The sequence below is a fragment of the Streptomyces vietnamensis genome, from assembly GCF_000830005.1.
In the GTDB taxonomy this organism is placed as follows: domain Bacteria; phylum Actinomycetota; class Actinomycetes; order Streptomycetales; family Streptomycetaceae; genus Streptomyces; species Streptomyces vietnamensis.
Genome location: NZ_CP010407.1, coordinates 8,343,757 through 8,362,201, shown reverse-complemented (window position 1 = coordinate 8,362,201; position 18,445 = coordinate 8,343,757). Strand labels below are relative to the sequence as shown.

Sequence of the window (18,445 nt, the reverse complement as noted above, 5' to 3'; positions counted from 1 at the left end):
GTCCGTGCAGGATAGGTCACGGCCGTGCGGGCGGCCGCAGGCCGTAGACCCCGGCCGCGTTGTCGTGGAAGACCGCGTTCTTCTCGGCGGGACTCAGGCCGTCGGTGAGGGCGTCGGCGATGCGGATGATCTCGCCGTAGCCGGCCTGGAGGGTGGAGACCGGCCAGTCGGAGCCGAAGAGCAACCGCCGGGGGCTGAAGGCGTCCAGGACGGTGTCGGCGTAGGGGGCGAGGGTGGCGGTGGTCCATGCGCCGGGGGTGGCCTCGGTGACCATGCCGGAGAGCTTGCACACGGTGTTGGGCAGGGCGGCGAGACGGCGTACGTCGGCGGCCCAGGGTTCCAATGCGCCGCTGGCGATCGGCGGTTTGCCGAGGTGGTCCAGGACGAAGGTCAGGCCGGGTACCCAGGCCGCGGCGGCGGTCGCGGCGGCCAGTTGGGGCGGGGTCACGACGAGGTCGTAGGCGAGCCCGGCCTCGGCGACCGCGGTCAGGCCGCGCCGTACGGCCGGACGGAGCAGCCAGCCGGGGTCGGGCTCCTCCTGGACCTGGTGGCGGATCCCGACCAGGCGGTCCCCTCCCGGTCCCTCGCGCAGTGCGGCAAGTGCGTCGGCGATGTCGGGGGCGGTCAGGTCGGTCCAGCCGACGACCCCGGCGATCAGGTCGTCTTCAGCGGCGAGGGCCAGGAGTTCGGGGGTCTCGTCGGGGACGCAGACGGTCTGGACGACGACGGTGGCGGTCACGCCGGCGGCTCGCGCCTCGGGGGCCAGATCGGCGGCGGAGAAGGAGCGGGCCAGCGGGGCGAGGGCCTCGCCGGTGATCCAGGGCTGGGGGCGTACGGCCAGGTCCCACACGTGGTGGTGGGCGTCGACGATCGGACGGTCGGTCACAGCTGCCACACCACCGGGAGCCCCGCCTCGGCGCCGGCGCGGGAGTAGTCGTGCGTCACGTCGAGGAGGTCGGCCATCCGTGCCTGCCAGGCGATGTTGACCGGGAGGTGTTCCAGTTCGGCGAGCAGGCGGGCGTAGTCCTCGCATTCGAGGAGGTGGAAGAGTTCGCGGCCACTGCGCCAGATCGTCCAGGAGGTGACACCGGCGGCCCGGATGGCGGTGGTGAGCTCCTCGGGTACCTCTCGGTGCGCCGTCTCGTACTCCTCGATCCGGTCCGCGCGGACGCGGGTGTGCAGGGCGATCCTCATGGGTGCTCCGGGTGGGTGGGGTCGACGACGATGACGTCGAGGGTGCGGGGGCCGTGGACGCCTTCGACGCGGTCGAGTTCGATGTCGCTGGTCGCGGAGGGGCCGGACACGAAAGTGAGCGGCCGGGTCGGGTCGAGGAGGCCGAGCGCGTCGGGGACGTCGGCGGCGATCTGCTCGGCGTACACGATGCACAGGTGGTGGTCGGGGACGAGGGTGAGGGCGCGACGGCCCTGCCCGGCGCCGGTGTCGAGGACGACGGTCCCGGTGACGGCGATGCCCGCGGCGGCGAGGGTGACGGTGCCGTCCAGGGCGTCCAGGTCGGGCACCTCCAGCGGTTCCCTGTGCCACGTCCAGGGGCCGGAGGGCAGCAGCGCGGAGGGGAAGTCGCGGGGCAGGGCCAGCCGGCGGACACCACGGGCGGTGAGCGCGGCGGCGATCGCGTCGGTCAGTCCGGTCTCGTCGGTGCGGTGGACGGTGGCGCGGTAGTCGGCGACCCGTTCGGCGAACAGGGTGACGAGGTCGTCGCCCGGTGCGGTGTGGGCGCGCCGGTAGTTCCTCGGTACGGGAACGTCCTCCGGGATTTCGTCGACGGGTACGTCCGCGAGTGCGGCGCGGACGCGGCCGAGGATCGCCTCGCGGCTGCTCATCGTTCCCCTTCCTTCTGCGAGCGGTTCTTGCGCCACCAGGTACGGAACGACTCCGCCGGCGGTGCGGGGGTGTCGCGGGAGTCCGACCACCCGCGCAGCGGACCCGGCAGGCGGCCGATGCGGCCGCGCCGGGCGAGGGCCCTGCCGCCGATCGCCGCCGTCCTCTGGGCGACGCCGAGCAGTGCCGGTGAGCCGAGGACGGTGGCGGCGGCCTTCATGGCCAGCGCCTCGGCGGTGGGGGTACGCCTTTCGGCGCGCGCCTGCTCGACGACCCGGGCCCGCAGGTGGGCCAGTACCTCCGGGATGTCGATCTTCACCGGGCAGGCGTCGTAGCAGGCGCCGCACAGCGTGGAGGCGAAGGGCAGCGAGGCCGCGTTCTCCACACCGACGAGCTGCGGGGTGAGGACGGCGCCGATCGGGCCGGGGTAGACCGATCCGTATGCGTGGCCGCCGGTGCGCTCGAAGACCGGGCACACGTTGAGGCAGGCCGAGCAGCGGATGCAGGCGAGGGCCTGGCGGCCGACGGTGTCGGCGAGGGTGTCGGTGCGGCCGTTGTCGAGGAGGACGAGGTGGAACGCGGCCGGTCCGTCGCCGTCGGTGGTGCCGGTCCAGGTGGAGGTGTACGGGTTCATCCGCTCGCCGGTCGACGAGCGGGGCAGCAGCTGCAGGAAGACCTCCAGGTCGGTCCAGGTGGGGACGACCTTCTCGATGCCCATGACCGTGATCAGGGTGGGTGGGAGGGTGAGGCACATCCGGCCGTTGCCCTCGGACTCGACCACGACGACGGTGCCGGTGTCGGCGACGGCGAAGTTGGCGCCGGAGACGGCGACCTTGGCGGTGAGGAACTTCTCGCGGAGGTGGCGGCGAGCGGCGTCGGCGAGTTCGGCCGGGTCGTCGGTGAGGCCGTCGGGCGCCGGGCGCCCCCAGTGGCCCATCTCGGCGGCGAAGAGGTCGCGGATCTCGGTGCGGTTCTTGTGGATGGCGGGGACGAGGATGTGGGAGGGGCGGTCCTCGCCGAGCTGGACGATGAGTTCGGCGAGGTCGGTCTCGTAGGCCGTGATCCCCTCGTCCGCGAGGTGCTCGTTGAGTCCGATCTCCTGGGTCGCCATCGACTTGATCTTCACGACCTCGCGCTCGCCGGTCGCCCGTACGAGCTCGGTGACGATGCGGTTGGCCTCGGCGGCGTCCGAGGCCCAGTGGACGGTGCCGCCCGCCGCGGTGACCGACTCCTCCAACTGGACCAGGTAGTGGTCGAGATGGCGGGCGGTGCGCTTCTTGATCGCGGCGGCCGAGGTGCGCAGCTCCTCCCAGTCATCCAGCTCGGAGGCGACCGCGAGGCGTTTGTCGCGGATGGTGGAGGTGGCCCGCTTCAGGTTGGCACGGAGCTGTGTGTCCTTCAACGCGTCGCGGGCGGCGTCGGGGAAGGCCGGGGAACCGAGCCAGACGACACCTCGGCCTGCGGGATCGCTCATGGGGTGGCTCCTTCCGTGTGCGCGAGGATCTCGGCCAGGTGCAGGGTGCGTACGGCGCTGCCCTGGCGGGACAGGCCTCCTCCGATGTGCATCAGGCAGGAGTTGTCGACGGCGCACAGCACGTCGGCGCCGCTGTCGAGGACTCCCCCGGTCTTGTCGGCGAGCATGGCGCTCGAGGTCTCCGCGTTCTTGACGGCGAAGGTGCCGCCGAAGCCGCAGCAGGAGTCGGCGGCGGGCAGGTCGACGAGTTCGATGTCCTTCACCCCGCTCAGGAGCCGGTGCGGCCGGTCGCCCAGCCTGAGCCCGCGCAGGGAGTGACAGGCGGGGTGGTACGCGACCCGGTGCGGGAAGCGTGCGCCGACGTCGGTCACGCCGAGGACGTCGGTGAGGAACTCGGTGAACTCGTGGACGCGGGGCGCCACTTCCGCGACGTGCCGTTGGAGCGCGGCGGATCCGTGCTCCCGGGCGAGGACGGGGTGGCTGTCACGGATCATGCCGGCGCAGGAGGCCGAGGGGGTGACCACGGCGTCGTAGGCGGCGAAGGTCCGCGCGAAGCGCTCCACCAGGGGGACGGCCTCCGGGCGGTATCCGGTGTTGAAGTGCATCTGCCCGCAGCAGGTCTGCTCCTGCGGGAAGTCCACGGTGTGGCCGAGGCGTTCGAGGACGGTGACCACGGCCCGGCCGGTGTCGGGGAAGAGGGTGTCGTTGAAGCAGGTGAGGAAGAGGGCGACGCGCATCAGCCGGCCTCCCCCGGTGTCGGGACGTCGGCCGGGAGCAGTCCGCGTTCCTCGAGTTCCGCCCACAGCGCGTCCGGGACGTGGTGGGCGAGCATGGCGGCGGCGTCTCGGACCTCGGCGGCACTGCGGAGCCCGACGAGGACGCTCGCGACGGCCGGGTGCCCGAACGGGAAGCGGAGTGCGGCGGCTCGCAGCGGTACCCCGTGCCGCTCGCACACGGCCTTGAGGTCCAGGGCCCGGGAGAACAGGTCGAGGGGCGCCACCGCATAGTCGAAGGTGGCACCGGGGCGGGGGTCGGCGAGCAGGCCGGAGTTGAACGCGCCGCCGATCACGACGCCGACACCACGCTCGGCGGCGAGCGGCAGCAGTTCGGCGAGGCCGCCCTGGTCGAGGAGGGTGTAGCGGCCGGCCAGGAGGACGGCGTCGATGTCGGTGTCGCGGACGAAGCGGGCGAGCGGGGCGGCCTGGTTCATGCCGACGCCGATCGCGCCGAGCACGCCTTCGGCGCGGAGCCGTTCCAGCTCGGGGTACGCCGTTTCGAGGGCCTGGTCGAGGTGGTCGTCGGGGTCGTGGAGGTAGACGACGTCGATGCGGTCGAGGCCGAGCCGCTGCAGGCTGTCCTCGATCGACCGGCGCACGCCGTGGGCGCTGAAGTCCCAGCGCCTGCGGTGCGTGGCGGGGACGGCGAAGCCGTTCGCGAGGTCGTCCCCGGTGGCTTCCGGGGTCGGGACCAGGATCCGGCCGACCTTCGTGGAGACCACGTACTCGTTCCGGGGGCGGGAGCGCAGGGCGGCGCCCAGGCGCCGCTCGGACAGGCCGAGGCCGTAGTGCGGGGCGGTGTCGAAGTACCGTACGCCCGCCTTCCAGGCGGCGTGCACGGCCTGTTCGGCCTCGGCGTCCGTCACGGCCGTGAACAGATTGCCGATGCCGGCGGCTCCGAAGGCGAGCTCGGTGACCTGGACGGCGCTGTGGCCGAGCGTATTCCGGTACGGGGTCACGGCGTGGGCTCCGGGCGCAGGCGCAGGCCGGCCATGCCGCCGTCGACGGCGAGGGCGGTACCGGTCACCGAGGCGGCGGCCGGGGAGGCCAGGTAGGCGATGGCGGCGGCCACCTCCTGGGCGGTGACCAGGCGGCCGGTGGGCTGGCGGGCGTTCAGTGCGGCGCGTTCGGCGGCCGGGTCGGGGGCGGCGTCGAGGAGGCGGCCGACCCAGGGGGTGTCGACGGTGCCGGGGTTGACGCAGTTGACGCGGATGCCCTCGCGGACGTGGTCGGCGGCCATGGCGAGGGTGAGGGAGAGGACCGCGCCCTTGCTGGCCGAGTACAGCGCGCGCTGCGGCAGCCCGGCGGTGGCGGCGATGGAGCAGGTGTTGACCACCGCCGCGTGGGCCGAGGCGCGCAGAAACGGGAGGGCGGCGCGGGTGGTGCGGACGATGCCGAGGACGTTGACGTCGAGGACGCGGTGCCACTGCTCGTCCGGGTTGTCCTCGACGGTGCCGGCGGCCCCGATCCCGGCGTTGTTGACGAGGATGTCGATGCCGCCGAGGGCCTCGGCGGCCGCCTCGACGGCGGCGCGGACGGATGCGTCGTCGGAGACGTCTGCGGTGAAGCCGTGCAGCGGGGCGGGGGCACCGCTCGGGTCGAGGTCGAGGACGGCGACGTCCGCGCCCCGCTCGGCGAGCAGTGCGGCGGTGGCCAGGCCGATGCCGGAGGCGCCGCCGGTCACGAGGGCGGTGAGGCCGTGGAGTTCGGTGGTCATGCGCGTGCCTCCGGGGTCGGTGCTGCCAGGTCGGCGGCCCAGAAGGCGCCGTCGGGGTAGCGGTAGGCGTCGAGGCTCGACTGCCTCATGGTGGCGGAGAAGCCGGGCTCGGTGGGGGCCCGGTAGTGGCCGCGGTCGATCATGACCGGGTCGAGGAAGTGCTCGTGGAGGTGGTCGACGAACTCCACCACCCGGTCCTCCGTGGTGCCGGAGAGGGCCACGTAGTCGAACATCGACAGGTGCTGGACGAGCTCGCACAGGCCGACGCCGCCGGCGTGCGGGCAGACGGGGACGCCGAACTTGGCGGCGAGCAGCAGGATGGCGAGGTTCTCGTTGACTCCGGCCACACGGGCGGCGTCGAGCTGGAGGAAGTCGACGGCTTCGGCCTGGAGCAGCTGCTTGAAGACGATCCGGTTCTGCACGTGCTCGCCGGTGGCGACCTTGACGGGGTGGACACCGCGCCGGACGGCGGCGTGGCCGAGGACGTCGTCGGGGCTGGTGGGCTCCTCGATCCAGTACGGGTCGAACTCGGCGAGCGCGTTCGTCCACTCGACCGCCTCGGCCACGTCCCAGCGCTGGTTGGCGTCGATCGCCATCCGGATGTCCGGGCCGACGGCGGCGCGCGCGGTGCGGCAGCGGCGGATGTCGTCGTCGAGATCGGCGCCGACCTTCAGCTTGATCTGGGTGAAACCGTCGGCGACGGCCTCCTCGGCGAGGCGGGTGAGCTTCTCGTCGGAGTAGCCGAGCCAGCCGGGAGAGGTGGTGTACGCGGGGTAGCCGCGCCGCAGCAGGTCGGCGGCGCGCTCGGCGGCGCCCTGCTTGCCCTTGGTCAGCAGCTCCAGCGCCTCGTCGGGGGTCAACGCGTCGGTGAGGTACCGGAAGTCGACCTGGGAGACGAGCCACGCGGGGGCGGCGTCGGCGAGGAGCCGCCACAGCGGTTTGCCCTCGCGCTTGGCGGCGAGGTCCCAGACCGCGTTGACGACGGCGCCGATCGCCATGTGCATCACGCCCTTCTCCGGCCCGAGCCAGCGCAGCTGGCTGTCGCCGACGAGGTCGCGGTACAGGACGCCGGGGTCGGCGCAGAGTTCGACGACGGACCGTCCGACGACGTGCCCGCGCAGGGCGTCGATCGCGGCGACCTGGACGTCGTTGCCGCGGCCGATGGTGAAGGTGAACCCGTGGCCCTCGTGGCCGTCCGCCGCAGAGGTGCGCAGGACGAGGTAGGCGGCGGAGTAGTCGGGGTCCGGGTTCATCGCGTCGGACCCGTCGAGCTCCCGCGAGGTGGGGAAGCGGACGTCATAGGTGTCGATGGAGGTGATCCGTGCCGTGGGGTCGGGCAACTCGATGCCTTTCACGCGTTGTTGAACGTCTGGCGCTGGGTGCCGAGGCCGTCGATCGAGAGCTCGACGGTGTCGCCCGCGCGCAGGTAGGGGGTGCCGGGCAGGCCGAGGGCCACGCCGGCGGGGGTTCCGGTGTTGATGACGTCGCCGGGGCGCAGCACCATGTACTGGCTCAGGTACCAGACCAGGTACGCGACGTCGAAGATCATGTTCTTGGTGTGGCCGTTCTGGCGCGTCTCGCCGTCGACCGCCAGGCGGAGCCCGAGGGCCTGCGGGTCACCCACCTCGTCGGGGGTGACCAGCCACGGACCGAGCGGGTTGAAGGTCTCGCAGGACTTGCCGAGGTCCCACTGGGCGGAGAACTCAAGCTGGAACTCCCGCTCGGACACGTCGTTGCTGACGGCGTAGCCGGCGATGTGGCCGGGGGCGTCGGCGGGGCTCGCGAGGTAGCGGGCCTCGCGGCCGATGACGACCGCGAGCTCGACCTCCCAGTCGGTCTTGACCGAGCCGCGCGGGATCAGCACCTCGTCGTACGGACCGACGACGGTGGACGGGTCCTTCATGAAGACCACGGGCCGCTCCGGAACCGCCGCACCCGTCTCCTCCGCGTGGTCCCGGTAGTTGAGGCCGACGCAGACCACCTTGCCGGGCCGGGCGACCGGGGCGCCGACCCGCGCTCCGGCGATGTCGAGCACGGGGAGGGCGCCGGCCGCGCGGGCCTCCTCGATCCGGCCGATGACGTCGCCGGCGAGGAACTCCCCGTCGATGTCCCGGGTGAGGGCCCGCAGATCCAGCGCGGCCCCGTCTTCGAGGAGCAGCGCCGGAATCTCCCGCCCTGGATCTCCGATACGGATCAGCTTCATGTCCGGTCTCCTGTCATCGCGCGGGACACACCCCAGGTCGATACATCCGATGAATCGGGCGGGATGGCTCGACCATACGAGGCAGAGCCGCCCCGCCGCAAGAAGACATCCGATGTCTCATCCCCGGAAGGGGAGGGATGCGCGATTTCCGCCCTCTCGCCCACCCCTACCGGCAACTCATCCGACGTTTTGGGAGGTGTCTCCGCAGACGTTTGGGAGGTGTCTCCGCAGACGGGCGAGGAGACGAAGGTGAACTCGCTCGGCCTGGCCTGGAGCCGGGGCGCCGTTCTCCTGCGGGCGGACGTACGGGGTCTGCAGACCGTCCATCGGGGTGGACTACAGGGCGGCGAGGTGGACGGCGGTGGTGCCCGCACCGGCACTGCCCCGGAGACCGACGCCCGGCCCGACCGCCTCGACCTGGGCGGCGAGGACATCCTGCGGGCCAGAAGTCCCGGGGCGAAGTTCGCCGTCGACACCGATGCCCGCTCGATCCCCGCGCTCGCGTGTCTCCGCTACGGCATCGGCACGGCACAACGGGGCCGGCTCGTGTTCGTCAGTGGGTCTCGGCCGTGAGGTAGGAGATGACCAGGTCTCCCAGCATCGTCCGGTAATGCGCGCGGCGGGCGGCGTCCGTCAGGTCGCGGCCGAAGAGGGCGCGGAAGGTGTGCCGGTTGGAGATGCGGAAGAAGCAGAAGGAGCTGATCACCGCGTGCAGGTCGACGGCGTCGACATCCGCGGTGAAGACTCCTTCGGCCCGGCCGGCTTCCAGGATGCGGGCGATGACGTCGATCGCCGGAGAGCTCAGGGAGGCGAGGCTCGGCGATCCGGAGATGTGTTCGGCCTCGTGGATGTTCTCGATGGAGACGAGCCGGATGAAGTCCGGATGCGCTTCGTGGTGGTCGAAGGTGAGTTCCGCCAGGCGGCGGATGGCCGAGACCGGGTCGAGGTGCTCGACGTCCAGTTTCTGTTCCTCGTCGCGGATGACCGTGTAGGCCCGCTCCAGGACCTCGGTGAAGAGCTGCTCCTTGCTCCCGAAGTAGTAGTAGATCATCCGCTTGGTGGTCCGCATCCGGGCGGCGATCTCGTCGACCCGGGCGCCCGCGAAGCCGAGACGGGCGAACTCCTCCGTGGCCACGTCGAGGATCTCCGCCCGGGTCCTCGCCGCGTCACGGGTGCGCTTGACGGGCCGGGACGACGGGGGGACGGCGGCTGCCATGCGGCTCCTCGGGGCGGACTGTGCGGCGGCGGCCAGTCTAACCGCGAGGTCCGTGCGCCGGGACGCCGTGCCGGTGGGTGTGCTGGGCGGCGAGGCGGACGCCTGCGTTCAGCGCCCCGTACCCCTGGTACCCGCCGATCCGCTGGACGAGCTCGAAGAACACCCGCCCGACGGTGACGGTGTAACAGTGCAGGAACTCCCCCGCCTCGTCACGGTCGTAGAGGACGCCGAGTTCCGCGAGGGCGGCCAGGACTCCGGGGTCGAGTTCGTGGCGGGCGTCCAGGTCGTCGTAGTAGTTCGCCGGGATCGGCAGGAGGGCCCCACCTCGTTCCCGGATACGGCGGGCCGCCGCGACGACGTCTCCCGTGGCCAGGGCGATGTGCTGGACGCGCGGGCCTTCGGCGTCCGGCGCAGGGGCGATGTTGAGCGCGATCCGGACCGCGCCGTCGGCAGTGGCGAGCGCCTTGCTGCGCCGCAGCCCGTACGGGTCGGCGAGGTCGAGGCTGTCGTCCGCGTCGAGGCCGAGGACTCCCTGGTGGAAGAGAGCGGCCTCGTCGAACTGGTGCCAGGGCTGGATGAGGGCGATGTGGTCGATCCGCTCGATCCCGACCGGTTCGATCCCGACGGGTCCCACGCCGGGTCCGGGCCCCGGCACAGCCGTGAAGTCCGTCGTCCAGCCGGGACGGTCGAGGGCGTCCGTACGGCAGAAGAACACCTCGGTGCCGTCGGGTGCGGCGACCGCGTCCAGGGGCGCGTCCTTCGGAGCACGGCGGCGGGGAACGACGGGGGCGAGCATGGCCTCGGCCCGCGCGACCGCCCGGTCGGGGTCGGGAGTCTCCAGGCCGATCGCGGTCAGCGCGGGACCGGCGCGGCGGTCACCGGCCGTCCCGGCGGTGTTGAGCAGGATGCGGGCCTCGCCCTGCTGCCACAGTTCGACCGGTTTGGAGGTGTGGCGGCCGGTACGGGTGAAGCCGAGGGCGCCGAGCATCCCGCGCAGGGGGTCGGTGTCGGCGGCGTGGAGTTCGGCGAAGGCGATGCCGGTGGGGACGGCCGGTGCGGGCGGGGCGGTGAGCCCGGCCTTCTCCTGGAGGAGGAGCAGGGAGCGCAGGGCGTCGACGGCGGTGGAGGCGGCCTCGGACTGCCGGAAGACGTCGTTGAAGACCTCCAGGGAAAGCGGCCCGGTGTATCCGGCTCGTACGGCGTGGCGGAGGGGCCCCGCCACGTCGAAGCCGCCCTGTCCGGGGAAGCAGCGGTAGTGGCGGCTCCACTGGAGGACGTCCATCGCCATCAGGGGGGCGTCGGCCAGTTGGAGGAAGAAGATCTTCTCGCCGGGGATGGACTCGATCCCCTGGGGGTCGGAGCCGCGCGAGAGGATGTGGAAGCTGTCGAGGCAGGTGCCGAGGGCGGGGTGGTCGGCCTGTTCGACGATGCGCCAGGCGTGGTCGTACGTGCTGACGTGCCGCCCCCAGGCCAGCGCCTCGTACGCGATGCGGATTCCGTGCGCCTCGGCACGGTCGGCGAGCAGACGCAGCTGCTCCGCGGCGAGCGCGTCGTCGTCGACGGCGGCGGGCGAGACGCTGGAGCAGACGAGGAGCAGGTCGGCGCCGAGGCGCTCCATGACGGCGAACTTGCGCTCCGCGCGCCTCAGATTGCGGGCGAGGAGGTCGGCAGGGACGGCCTCGAAGTCGCGGAAGGGCTGGTAGAGGTCGATGCTCAGGCCGAGGTCGGCGCAGCGCAGCCGGATCTCCTCGGGGCTGTGCGGGCCGGCGAGCAGGTCGTTCTCGAAGATCTCGACTCCGTCGAACCCGGCGGTGGCGATCGCGGTGAGTTTCTCGGTCAGCGGTCCGCTGAGGGACACGGTGGCGATCGAGGTGCGCGGGGGGCGGGGCATGACGGTTTCTCCCTCAGGCCGCGGGGGGTGGGGCATGACGGTCTCTCCCTCAGGCCGCGGTGGCGGTCAGGTCGGTGAGGTCGGCGAGCATCCGCTCGGTGTGCGGTTCGAGACCGGTGAAGAGCCGGAAGGCGTCGGCGGCCTGGAAGACGGCCATGCCGCCGCCGTCGAGGGTGCGGCAGCCGATCGCGCGGGCCTCGCGGAGCAGGGCGGTCTCCAGCGGGCGGTAGACGACGTCGGCGACCCAGAGGTCCGGTCGCAGCAGGGCGGCGGGGACGGGGAGACCGGGGTGGGCGGCCATGCCGGTCGGAGTGGCGTGCACGAGCCCGTCGGCGCGGGCGAGCCGTTCGGCTGCCTCGGCGGCGAATCCGGCGGCGGCCCGCCCGGGCCCGAAGCGCCTGGTCAGCGCGTCGGCGAGGGTGCGGGCCCGGCCGGAGTCGGTGTCGAGGACGGTGAGCCGGTCGACGCCGAGGGTGAGCAGGGCGTGGGCGACGGCGGCGCCGGCGCCGCCCGCGCCGAGCTGGACGACGTCACGGGTGGGGGCGTCGGGCAGGCCGCGGGCGAAGGACTGGGCGAAGCCGGTGACGTCGGTGTTGTGCCCGACGGCGCGGCCGTCCTGGAAGACGACGGTGTTGACGGCACCGAGTTCGGCGGCCTCGGGAGCGAGTTCGTCGAGGTGCTCGATGACGAGCTGCTTGCAGGGGTGGGTGATGTTGACGCCGTCGAAGCCGAGGAAGCGGGCGGCGTGGATGATGTCGCCGACGTCCTCGGGCTCGACGTCGAGCGTGTGGATGTCGAGCGTGCGGTAGAGGAGGCGGATGCCGTGCCGGTCGGCCTCGCGTTCGTGCAGGGCGGGGCTGAGGGACGGGCCGATCCCGGAGCCGATCAGTCCGGTGAGATACGAGGTGGTCATCGGGCGCTCTCCTGAGCGTGGTCGAGAAGGCGGGCGAGGTGGGTCACCGCGAGGGCGTAGCCGTGGGCGCCGGCGCCGCAGATGACGGTGTCGGCGACGGCGGAGACGTAGGAGTGGTGCCGAAACGGCTCTCGGCGGTGGATGTTCGAGAGGTGGACCTCGACGACGGGCAGGCCCACGGCGGCGAGCGCGTCGCGCAGGGCGACGGAGGTGTGGCTGTAGCCGGCCGGGTTGATCACGATGCCGCGGTGCGCGGTGCGTGCTTCCTGGACGGCGTCGACGAGTACGCCCTCGTGGTTGCTCTGCCGGAAGTCGATGTCGAGTCCGAGCGGTGCGGCGGTGGCACGGCACAGCTTCTCGACGTCGCCGAGGGTGTCGCTGCCGTAGATCGCGGGTTCCCGCAGACCGAGGAGGTTGAGGTTGGGCCCGTTGAGGACGAGTACGGAAGTCGTCACGATCGCTTCACTCCCTCTAATGTACTAACTGGTTAGCTCATTAAATCGCCGGAAGGCCCCCGGGGGAAGCGAAGGCCCACTCGGGGGCTCCGGCGAGAACTGCTGGGGAGAGGCGTCAGATGGTGGCGGACTGACGGGCGGCGATCGACGCGGACCGCTCCCGGGGGCGCAGGCCGAGGTCGGCCGTGGGCACGCGATGCGTTTCGCGCCCGGTGGCGACGGCGATGGCGCAGACGGCACAGAACACGGCGGTGAAGATCGCGACGCCGAGCCAGTCGTCCCCGTCGGGGCCTGCGATCTGCGCGGCGAACGTGACCGCGAAACCGGCGACCGCGAAACCGATCTGGGTGCCGACGGCCATGCCGGACAGCCGGACGCGGGCGGGGAACATCTCGCCGTAGAACGACGGCCAGATGCCGTTGGCGGCGCTGTAGACGACGCCGAAGAACGCGAGGCCGGCGACGAAGACGAGCGGGTAGCTGCCGGTGGAGATCGCCCACAGGTAGACGAAGACCATCACGCCGCTGCCGAGGGCGCCGGTCAGGAAGACGGGCTTGCGGCCGATGCGGTCCGACAGCTTCGCCCAGAGCGGGATGGCGAGCAGGGCGACGCCGTTGGCGCAGCCGTTGACCCAGAGGATGTCGGCCTTGTCGAACCCGACCGCGTCACTGGTGGCGTACGCGAGGGCCCAGACGGAGAAGACCGTGGAGACGGTGGCGATGGTGGCCGCGGCGACCACGCGCAGGACGTCGGCCCAGTGGTCGCGCAGGAGCTCGGCGAGCGGCATCCGGGCCACGTCGCGTTCGGCGCTGGCCTGCCGGAAGACGGGGGTCTCCTCCAGCGTCCGGCGGATGACGTAGCCGGCGACGGCGACGACCACGCTCAGCAGGAACGGGATGCGCCAGCCCCAGGTGTAGAGCTGCTCGTCGGGCAGCGCGGCGACCGGGATGAAGACGACGGTCGCGAGGATCTGGCCGGCCTGCGTGCCGTTGAGCGTGAAGCTCGTGTAGTAGCCGCGCCGGTGCTCCGGTGCGTGTTCCAGCGTCATGGCGTTCGCGCTGGCCTGCTCGCCGGCGGCCGACAGTCCCTGGAAGACGCGCATCAGGACAAGGAGTACGGGAGCGAGGGTGCCGACCTGGGAGTACGTGGGCAGACAGCCGATGAGGAAGGTGGACAGGCCCATCAGGACCAGGGTCCACACCATGATCTTGCGGCGGCCGAGCCGGTCGCCGAGGTGCCCGAGGAGCAGGGCGCCGAGGGGGCGTGCGGCGTACGCGACGCCGAAGGTGGCCAGCGAGATGAGCGTGGCGGTGGCCGGGTCGTCCGGGTCGAAGAAGACCTTGGGGAAGACCAGGGCGGCGGCGCTGCCGTAGATGAAGAAGTCGTAGTACTCCAGCGCGCTGCCGATCCATGCGGCGAGGGCGGCCTTGCGGGGCTTGCCCTGGGGTGGCGCTGCGGACACCGGGGCCGTCTGCGGCTGATCGGACACGTGAACTCCTCGGGGAGATGCAGCCTAGCCCGGAAGCGGGGAGGCGGCGAGGGTGGCAGGGGGCCGACGCGAGAGAGGCGCCGGAGCTGAGGCTCCGCGTGAGAACGCGGGCCCGACACGTGCTGTTAACGCACTAGATAGTTCATTAACCTGGTGGTGATGCTCCCCCGCCCCCCGGGCGGTGTCAATACATCCAGGCGTAACAGAACACGCAGCTTCCCCCAGTGACTCAGTGCACTGAGCGTCTTCCTCCGAAAGGACCGTCATGACGAACGATGGACACCCCTCCCCCACCGCCGCGGACCTGTGGGTCACGGCCGCCCGGGGACGCGACGCCGCCGCCGACGCGCTGCGCGAGTCCCCCACCGCCGACGACCTGCTCGGCACCCTGCGCGCCCTGCACCAGGCACAGCGCGCGGCCGAGCTCAGCGTCGGCGCGGCCGTCGAGGCCCTCCTGAGCTCCGGACACCCGTGGCACGAGATCGCCGCGGCGCTCGGCCTGGGCCCCACGGACGAGGCCCGTCGCGTCACCGAGCGCGGACGCGCCGAAGCGCGGGAGGCGACTCGGCGCCGCCTCCCGCACTGATCGCGCTGATCGCGCTGCCGTTCAGTTCCCCGGCGCGTCCTCCTCCAGAACCCGCTGAGCCACGGCGAACGCCGTGTTCGCCGCCGGCACTCCGCAGTAGACCGCCGTCTGGAGGAGGGCGGCGCCGATCTCGTCGGGAGTGAGCCCGTTGCGGCGGGCCGCCCGGACGTGCATCGCGAGTTCGTCGTGGTGGCCGTGGGCGACGAGCGCGGTGAGGGTGATCAGGCTCCGTTCACGCCGGGAGAGGGTGGGGTCGGTCCAGATCTCCCCCCAGGCGTAGCGGGAGATGAAGTCCTGGAAGCGGGCGGTGAAAGGGGTCTGCCGGCCCTGGGCCCGGTCCACGTGGGCGTCGCCGAGAACCTCGCGGCGCACGTTCATTCCGCTCCGGGCGGACGTACCCGCGAGGTGGGCGCGCAGGGCGGCGAGGACGGCCTCCGGCTGTTCGGCCGGCGCCAGGTGGGAGGCCCCGGGGATCTCGGTGAGCGCCGCGCCGGGCACCGCGTCGGCGATCTCCCGCAGATGGGCGGGCGGGGTCGCCGGGTCCTCGCGCCCGGCGACGACCAGGGTGGGAGCGGTGATCTCCCGGAGCCGGTCGCGCAGGTCGAAGGCGGCGAGCGCGTCGCAACAGGCCGCGTACGCCTCCGGGTCGGCGCTCCGGTGGTCCTCCACCAGTTCCGGGACGGTGAACCCCGGGGTGAACCAGCGGGCGTTCGCGGTCGCGGCCAGCTTCTCCAGACCCTCGCGGCGCACGGTCTCCGCCCGGTCCTGCCACATCGCGGAGCCGTCGAAGTGGGCCGAGGAGCACAGGACGGCGAGTCGGTCGATCCGTTCGGGGTGCTGGGCGGCGAGCTGCAGCCCGACGGCGCCGCCGAGGGAGACCCCGGCGTACGAGAAGCGGTCGACGCCGAGCGAGTCGGCGAGGTCGAGGACGAGGCGGGCGAGATCGGCGACGGTGGCACCCGGCCCGATGAGGGAGGAGGGTGAGCGGCCGTGCCCCGGAAGGTCCCAGCGGATCACCCGGTGGGTGGCCGAGAGTTCGGGAGCCACCGCGTCCCACAGGGCGGTGGAGGTGCCGAGCGAGGGCCCGAGGAGAAGGACGGGCGCGGTGGCCGGGCCTTCAGCCCGGTGGTGAAGGGCGGTCATGATCGCTCCAGGGCACGGTCGGTGAGGGCTCCGGCGGAGCCGGTGTAGCGGGTGGGATCGGTGACGTCGTCCACGTCGATGCCGGCCGCCTCGGGTGCCTCTCGCAGGAGCGCGGCGAGCGGGCGCCTCTCGCGGTGGGCCCGGGCGGCGAGTTCGGTGAGCAGGGACCTGGCCCGGGCGCGGCCGAGGATCGGGGCCAGTGCGGCCGACAGCCGCTCGGAGACGATCAGGCCCTGGGTGAGATCGAGGTGTTCACGCATGGCGTCCGCGTGCACCCGCAGCCCTTCGGCCAGCTCGGCGGCGTCGCGCGCCGCGCCGCCCACCAGCCGGAGGAGATCGCGCAGCGGCTCCCACTCCGCGTGCCAGGCCCCGGCCGGCCGTTCGTCCTCGGCGGCCATGGAGAGGTACAGGGTGCCCGCGAACCCCGGAGCGCGGCGGGCCGCTGCCGCGATGAGTGTGGCGCGCACGGGGTTCGCCTTGTGCGGCATCGCGGAGGACCCTCCGCCCGCCCCCTCCGACACCTCGGCGATCTCGGTGCGGGAGAGCGTCAGGACGTCGACGGCCGTCTTGCCGAGGGCCCCGGCGGTGAACGCCAGGGCGCCCGCGAGGTCGGCGACGGGGGTGCGCAGGGTGTGCCAGGGGATCTCGGGCGCGGCGAGGCCGAGCTCACGGGCGTACGTGGCCGGAAGCGTCGTCGCGCGCTCGGCACCGAAGGCGATGAAGGCGGCCAACGTTCCTGCCGCTCCCCCGAGTTGGGCGGGCAGGGAGCTCCGTACCGTACGCAGACGGTCGCGCGCGTCGAGCACCAGCGAGCGCCAGCCGGCCGCCTTGAGACCGAACGTGGTGGGTACGGCGTGCTGGGTGAGCGTGCGGCCCGGCATCGGCGTGTCGCGGTGCGCCGCCGCGAGCGATCGCAGGGCCTGTTCCGCACGCCCCAGGTCGGCGTCGATCAGGCTCAGCGTCCGGGCGGCCATCAGCATCACGGCGGTGTCCATGATGTCCTGGCTGGTCGCCCCCCGGTGGACGTACGGGCCCCATTCCCTCCCGACCGCCGCCGTCAGGTCCGCGACCAGCGGGATCACGGGATTGCCCCCGTCACGCGCGCGCAGGGCGAGTGCCTGGAGGTCGAAGCGGGCCTGGTCGGCGGCGGCCGTGACCGCCCGGGCGGCGGCCTCGGGGGCGAGGCCGTGGGAAGCCTGAGCGCGGGTGAGTGCCGCTTCGGCGTCGAGCAGGGCCTGGAGGAAGGCGCGGTCGCCGGTGGCGGACTCGGCGGGGCAGCCGGCCCGCCCGGGGGCGAGCAGGCTCGCGTCGGCTTCGAGCGGGTGGCGACCGTCGGGTGCCGCTTCGGGGGTCATCGGAACTCCAGGAAGACCGTTTCGCCTTCGCCCTGGAGGCGGATGTCGAAGCGGTACGTACGGTTCGGCTCCTCGGTCGCGATCAGGGTGGCGCGCCGCTCGCCGGGCAACTTGTCGAGCAGCGGATCGGGCCCGTCGGCGAGATAGGCGCGGGTGAAGAGGTGGTCGAGCAGGCCGCGGGCGAAGACGCAGACGCTGATGTAGGGCAGTCCGGGGTTGCCGGGCGGCAGGGTGTGCAGGGCGTAGTGGCCGTCGGCATCGGTGGCGACGCGGCCGAAACCGGTGAAGTCCGTGCCGCTGCGGCCGAGGAAGCCACCGGTGACGGGATCGCGGCGCATCGAACCGGGTGCGCCGGCGAGGGAGCCGTCGGGGGCGGCCTGCCAGAAGTCGAGAAGGGCGTCGGGGACGGGGTTCCCGTCGCCGTCGAGTATGTACCCGTGCAGGGAGATCCGGTCGGGGTGGCCCAGGGGGGCGATCTCCTCGCCGCCGGGGAACGGCAGGGCATAACCGTAGAACGGGCCGACCGTGTGGGACGGGGTGGGCAGCAGTTTCTCCGTACGCGCGGTCATCAGTCGCGTCCTTCCTCGATCCAGGTGGCGGCGGGGCCGTCGAGCACGATGTCCCACGCGTATCCCAGCGAGAACTCGGGCCGGGAGAGGTCGTGCCGGTAGGCGGCGACCAGCCGGTCGCGCGCCGCCCGGTCGGTCACGGACCGCAGGATCGGGTCGTACGGGAACAGCGGGTCGTTCGGGAAGTACATCTGCGTCACGAGCCGCTGGGCGAACGCCGAGCCGAAGACGGAGAAGTGGATGTGCGCGGGGCGCCAGGCGTTGGTGTGGTTGCGCCAGGGGTACGCACCGGGCTTGATGGTCGTGAAGCTGTACCGGCCCTGATCATCCGTCAGGGTGCGTCCCACTCCCGTGAAGTTGGGGTCGAGGGGGGCGGGGTGCTGGTCGCGCAGATGGGCGTACCGACCGGAGGCATTGGCCTGCCACAGCTCGATGAGCTGACCGCGCACCGGGCGGCCGGCCCGGTCGAGGAGGCGACCGGAGACGGTGATCCGCTCGCCGAGCGGTTCGCCGGGGTGGCCCACGGTGAGGTCGTTGTCGGTCTCGGTGACGTCGGTGACGCCGAAGACGGGCCCGGACAGCTCGACGGCCTCGGGGTCGCCGCCGCCTCCCACGGCCACCAGCGGCTGCCGGGGGTGACGCAGGAGGGAGCTGCGGTACGGGGCGTAGTCGCGCGGTGGGTGGTGCCGCACCGGCCTGCCGTCGGACACGGCCTTGTCGTAGGCGTTCTGGAGGTCGCCCATCTCGGTGTCGATGTCGGACTGGGTGAGAGCCATGGGGACTCCTGCGTTTTTTTGGAAGGTCTCGGCGCGGGAAGGT

General features: G+C 72.5%; 19 protein-coding genes and 1 pseudogene. 2 read left to right on the top strand and 18 right to left on the bottom strand.

The window, feature by feature from the left end; translation table 11 throughout:
* Nucleotides 1–16: 16 nt before the first annotated feature.
* Genes SVTN_RS37170 through SVTN_RS37130 form a run of 9 tightly spaced genes read right to left on the bottom strand, consistent with a single transcriptional unit; the run spans nucleotide 17 to nucleotide 8,009 of the window.
* Nucleotides 17–886, bottom strand: coding sequence for an amidohydrolase family protein (locus SVTN_RS37170; RefSeq protein WP_041133019.1), 870 nt, complete (start codon nucleotides 884–886; stop codon nucleotides 17–19).
* Nucleotides 883–1,194, bottom strand: a complete 312-nt coding sequence (locus SVTN_RS37165) for an L-rhamnose mutarotase (protein WP_041133018.1) — start codon at nucleotides 1,192–1,194, stop codon at nucleotides 883–885. The genes SVTN_RS37170 and SVTN_RS37165 overlap by 4 nt, the downstream gene beginning before the upstream one ends.
* Nucleotides 1,191–1,841, bottom strand: a complete 651-nt coding sequence (locus SVTN_RS37160; RefSeq protein ID WP_041133017.1) for a LutC/YkgG family protein — start codon at nucleotides 1,839–1,841, stop codon at nucleotides 1,191–1,193. Before SVTN_RS37160 ends, SVTN_RS37165 begins: the two co-directional genes overlap by 4 nt.
* Nucleotides 1,838–3,313: a LutB/LldF family L-lactate oxidation iron-sulfur protein gene (locus tag SVTN_RS37155; protein WP_041133016.1), complete on the bottom strand. Its 1,476-nt coding sequence runs from the start codon at nucleotides 3,311–3,313 to the stop codon at nucleotides 1,838–1,840. Before SVTN_RS37155 ends, SVTN_RS37160 begins: the two co-directional genes overlap by 4 nt.
* On the bottom strand, nucleotides 3,310–4,050 hold the full coding sequence (locus tag SVTN_RS37150; protein ID WP_041133015.1) for a (Fe-S)-binding protein: 741 nt from the start codon (nucleotides 4,048–4,050) through the stop codon (nucleotides 3,310–3,312). The genes SVTN_RS37155 and SVTN_RS37150 overlap by 4 nt, the downstream gene beginning before the upstream one ends.
* Nucleotides 4,050–5,048: an aldo/keto reductase gene (locus SVTN_RS37145; protein ID WP_041133014.1), complete on the bottom strand. Its 999-nt coding sequence runs from the start codon at nucleotides 5,046–5,048 to the stop codon at nucleotides 4,050–4,052. The genes SVTN_RS37150 and SVTN_RS37145 overlap by 1 nt, the downstream gene beginning before the upstream one ends.
* Nucleotides 5,045–5,806, bottom strand: a complete 762-nt coding sequence (locus SVTN_RS37140) for an SDR family NAD(P)-dependent oxidoreductase (RefSeq protein ID WP_041133013.1) — start codon at nucleotides 5,804–5,806, stop codon at nucleotides 5,045–5,047. Before SVTN_RS37140 ends, SVTN_RS37145 begins: the two co-directional genes overlap by 4 nt.
* Nucleotides 5,803–7,146, bottom strand: coding sequence for an L-fuconate dehydratase (locus SVTN_RS37135; protein WP_041134667.1), 1,344 nt, complete (start codon nucleotides 7,144–7,146; stop codon nucleotides 5,803–5,805). The genes SVTN_RS37140 and SVTN_RS37135 overlap by 4 nt, the downstream gene beginning before the upstream one ends.
* A gap of 11 nt (nucleotides 7,147–7,157) precedes the next feature.
* On the bottom strand, nucleotides 7,158–8,009 hold the full coding sequence (locus SVTN_RS37130; protein ID WP_041133012.1) for a fumarylacetoacetate hydrolase family protein: 852 nt from the start codon (nucleotides 8,007–8,009) through the stop codon (nucleotides 7,158–7,160).
* Between the two features lie 366 nt (nucleotides 8,010–8,375).
* Between SVTN_RS37130 and SVTN_RS42725 the strand changes: the two are divergent.
* Nucleotides 8,376–8,555: pseudogene (locus SVTN_RS42725) on the top strand (DNA polymerase/3'-5' exonuclease PolX); the annotation flags it as partial.
* A 7-nt stretch (nucleotides 8,556–8,562) separates the two neighbouring features.
* Here SVTN_RS42725 and SVTN_RS37120 read toward each other — a convergent pair.
* The 5 genes from SVTN_RS37120 to SVTN_RS37100 form a co-directional block, all read right to left on the bottom strand.
* Nucleotides 8,563–9,225: a TetR/AcrR family transcriptional regulator gene (locus SVTN_RS37120; protein WP_041133010.1), complete on the bottom strand. Its 663-nt coding sequence runs from the start codon at nucleotides 9,223–9,225 to the stop codon at nucleotides 8,563–8,565.
* Nucleotides 9,226–9,262: 37 nt separating this feature from the next.
* Nucleotides 9,263–11,116: a bifunctional sugar phosphate isomerase/epimerase/4-hydroxyphenylpyruvate dioxygenase family protein gene (locus SVTN_RS37115; protein WP_041133009.1), complete on the bottom strand. Its 1,854-nt coding sequence runs from the start codon at nucleotides 11,114–11,116 to the stop codon at nucleotides 9,263–9,265.
* A 49-nt stretch (nucleotides 11,117–11,165) separates the two neighbouring features.
* On the bottom strand, nucleotides 11,166–12,029 hold the full coding sequence (locus SVTN_RS37110) for a shikimate dehydrogenase (protein ID WP_041133008.1): 864 nt from the start codon (nucleotides 12,027–12,029) through the stop codon (nucleotides 11,166–11,168).
* Nucleotides 12,026–12,487 carry a type II 3-dehydroquinate dehydratase gene (aroQ, locus tag SVTN_RS37105; protein ID WP_218922731.1) on the bottom strand — a complete coding sequence of 154 codons (462 nt, stop codon included), beginning with the start codon at nucleotides 12,485–12,487 and terminating at the stop codon, nucleotides 12,026–12,028. The genes SVTN_RS37110 and aroQ overlap by 4 nt, the downstream gene beginning before the upstream one ends.
* 112 nt (nucleotides 12,488–12,599) lie before the next feature.
* Nucleotides 12,600–13,973: an MFS transporter gene (locus SVTN_RS37100; protein ID WP_245727782.1), complete on the bottom strand. Its 1,374-nt coding sequence runs from the start codon at nucleotides 13,971–13,973 to the stop codon at nucleotides 12,600–12,602.
* A 265-nt stretch (nucleotides 13,974–14,238) separates the two neighbouring features.
* On the opposite strand from SVTN_RS37100, the gene SVTN_RS37095 reads away from it, so the two are divergent.
* Nucleotides 14,239–14,559: a hypothetical protein gene (locus SVTN_RS37095; protein WP_041133006.1), complete on the top strand. Its 321-nt coding sequence runs from the start codon at nucleotides 14,239–14,241 to the stop codon at nucleotides 14,557–14,559.
* A gap of 21 nt (nucleotides 14,560–14,580) precedes the next feature.
* Here the strand turns inward: SVTN_RS37095 and pcaDC are convergent, their stop codons facing one another.
* The 4 genes from pcaDC to pcaH are packed head-to-tail and all read right to left on the bottom strand — an operon-like array spanning nucleotide 14,581 to nucleotide 18,402.
* The gene (gene pcaDC / locus SVTN_RS37090; protein WP_041133005.1) at nucleotides 14,581–15,702 is read right to left on the bottom strand and encodes a bifunctional 3-oxoadipate enol-lactonase/4-carboxymuconolactone decarboxylase PcaDC; all 1,122 of its coding nucleotides are present in this window, start codon (nucleotides 15,700–15,702) and stop codon (nucleotides 14,581–14,583) included.
* Nucleotides 15,699–17,057 (bottom strand): 3-carboxy-cis,cis-muconate cycloisomerase, encoded by a 1,359-nt coding sequence (pcaB, locus tag SVTN_RS37085; RefSeq protein WP_052499528.1) that lies wholly within the window; start codon nucleotides 17,055–17,057, stop codon nucleotides 15,699–15,701. The genes pcaDC and pcaB overlap by 4 nt, the downstream gene beginning before the upstream one ends.
* Nucleotides 17,054–17,626 (bottom strand): protocatechuate 3,4-dioxygenase subunit alpha, encoded by a 573-nt coding sequence (gene pcaG, locus SVTN_RS37080; RefSeq protein ID WP_041133004.1) that lies wholly within the window; start codon nucleotides 17,624–17,626, stop codon nucleotides 17,054–17,056. Before pcaG ends, pcaB begins: the two co-directional genes overlap by 4 nt.
* Complete coding sequence (gene pcaH / locus SVTN_RS37075) at nucleotides 17,626–18,402, bottom strand: protocatechuate 3,4-dioxygenase subunit beta (protein WP_041133003.1); 777 nt, start codon at nucleotides 18,400–18,402, stop codon at nucleotides 17,626–17,628. Before pcaH ends, pcaG begins: the two co-directional genes overlap by 1 nt.
* Nucleotides 18,403–18,445: the final 43 nt, after the last annotated feature.

Excerpts from the sequence above, each read along its gene's own strand:
- SVTN_RS37110 (WP_041133008.1), bottom strand. The coding sequence starts at position 12,029 with ATGACCACCTCGTATCTCACCGGACTGATCGGCTCCGGGATCGGCCCG.
- SVTN_RS37095 (WP_041133006.1), top strand. The coding sequence starts at position 14,239 with ATGACGAACGATGGACACCCCTCCCCCACCGCCGCGGACCTGTGGGTC.
- SVTN_RS37150 (WP_041133015.1), bottom strand. The coding sequence starts at position 4,050 with ATGCGCGTCGCCCTCTTCCTCACCTGCTTCAACGACACCCTCTTCCCC.
- SVTN_RS37155 (WP_041133016.1), bottom strand. The coding sequence starts at position 3,313 with ATGAGCGATCCCGCAGGCCGAGGTGTCGTCTGGCTCGGTTCCCCGGCC.
- pcaG (WP_041133004.1), bottom strand. The coding sequence starts at position 17,626 with ATGACCGCGCGTACGGAGAAACTGCTGCCCACCCCGTCCCACACGGTC.
- SVTN_RS37120 (WP_041133010.1), bottom strand. The coding sequence starts at position 9,225 with ATGGCAGCCGCCGTCCCCCCGTCGTCCCGGCCCGTCAAGCGCACCCGT.
- pcaB (WP_052499528.1), bottom strand. The coding sequence starts at position 17,057 with ATGACCCCCGAAGCGGCACCCGACGGTCGCCACCCGCTCGAAGCCGAC.
- pcaDC (WP_041133005.1), bottom strand. The coding sequence starts at position 15,702 with ATGACCGCCCTTCACCACCGGGCTGAAGGCCCGGCCACCGCGCCCGTC.
- SVTN_RS37160 (WP_041133017.1), bottom strand. The coding sequence starts at position 1,841 with ATGAGCAGCCGCGAGGCGATCCTCGGCCGCGTCCGCGCCGCACTCGCG.
- SVTN_RS37140 (WP_041133013.1), bottom strand. The coding sequence starts at position 5,806 with ATGACCACCGAACTCCACGGCCTCACCGCCCTCGTGACCGGCGGCGCC.
- SVTN_RS37165 (WP_041133018.1), bottom strand. The coding sequence starts at position 1,194 with ATGAGGATCGCCCTGCACACCCGCGTCCGCGCGGACCGGATCGAGGAG.
- SVTN_RS37130 (WP_041133012.1), bottom strand. The coding sequence starts at position 8,009 with ATGAAGCTGATCCGTATCGGAGATCCAGGGCGGGAGATTCCGGCGCTG.
- pcaH (WP_041133003.1), bottom strand. The coding sequence starts at position 18,402 with ATGGCTCTCACCCAGTCCGACATCGACACCGAGATGGGCGACCTCCAG.
- SVTN_RS37115 (WP_041133009.1), bottom strand. The coding sequence starts at position 11,116 with ATGCCCCGCCCCCCGCGCACCTCGATCGCCACCGTGTCCCTCAGCGGA.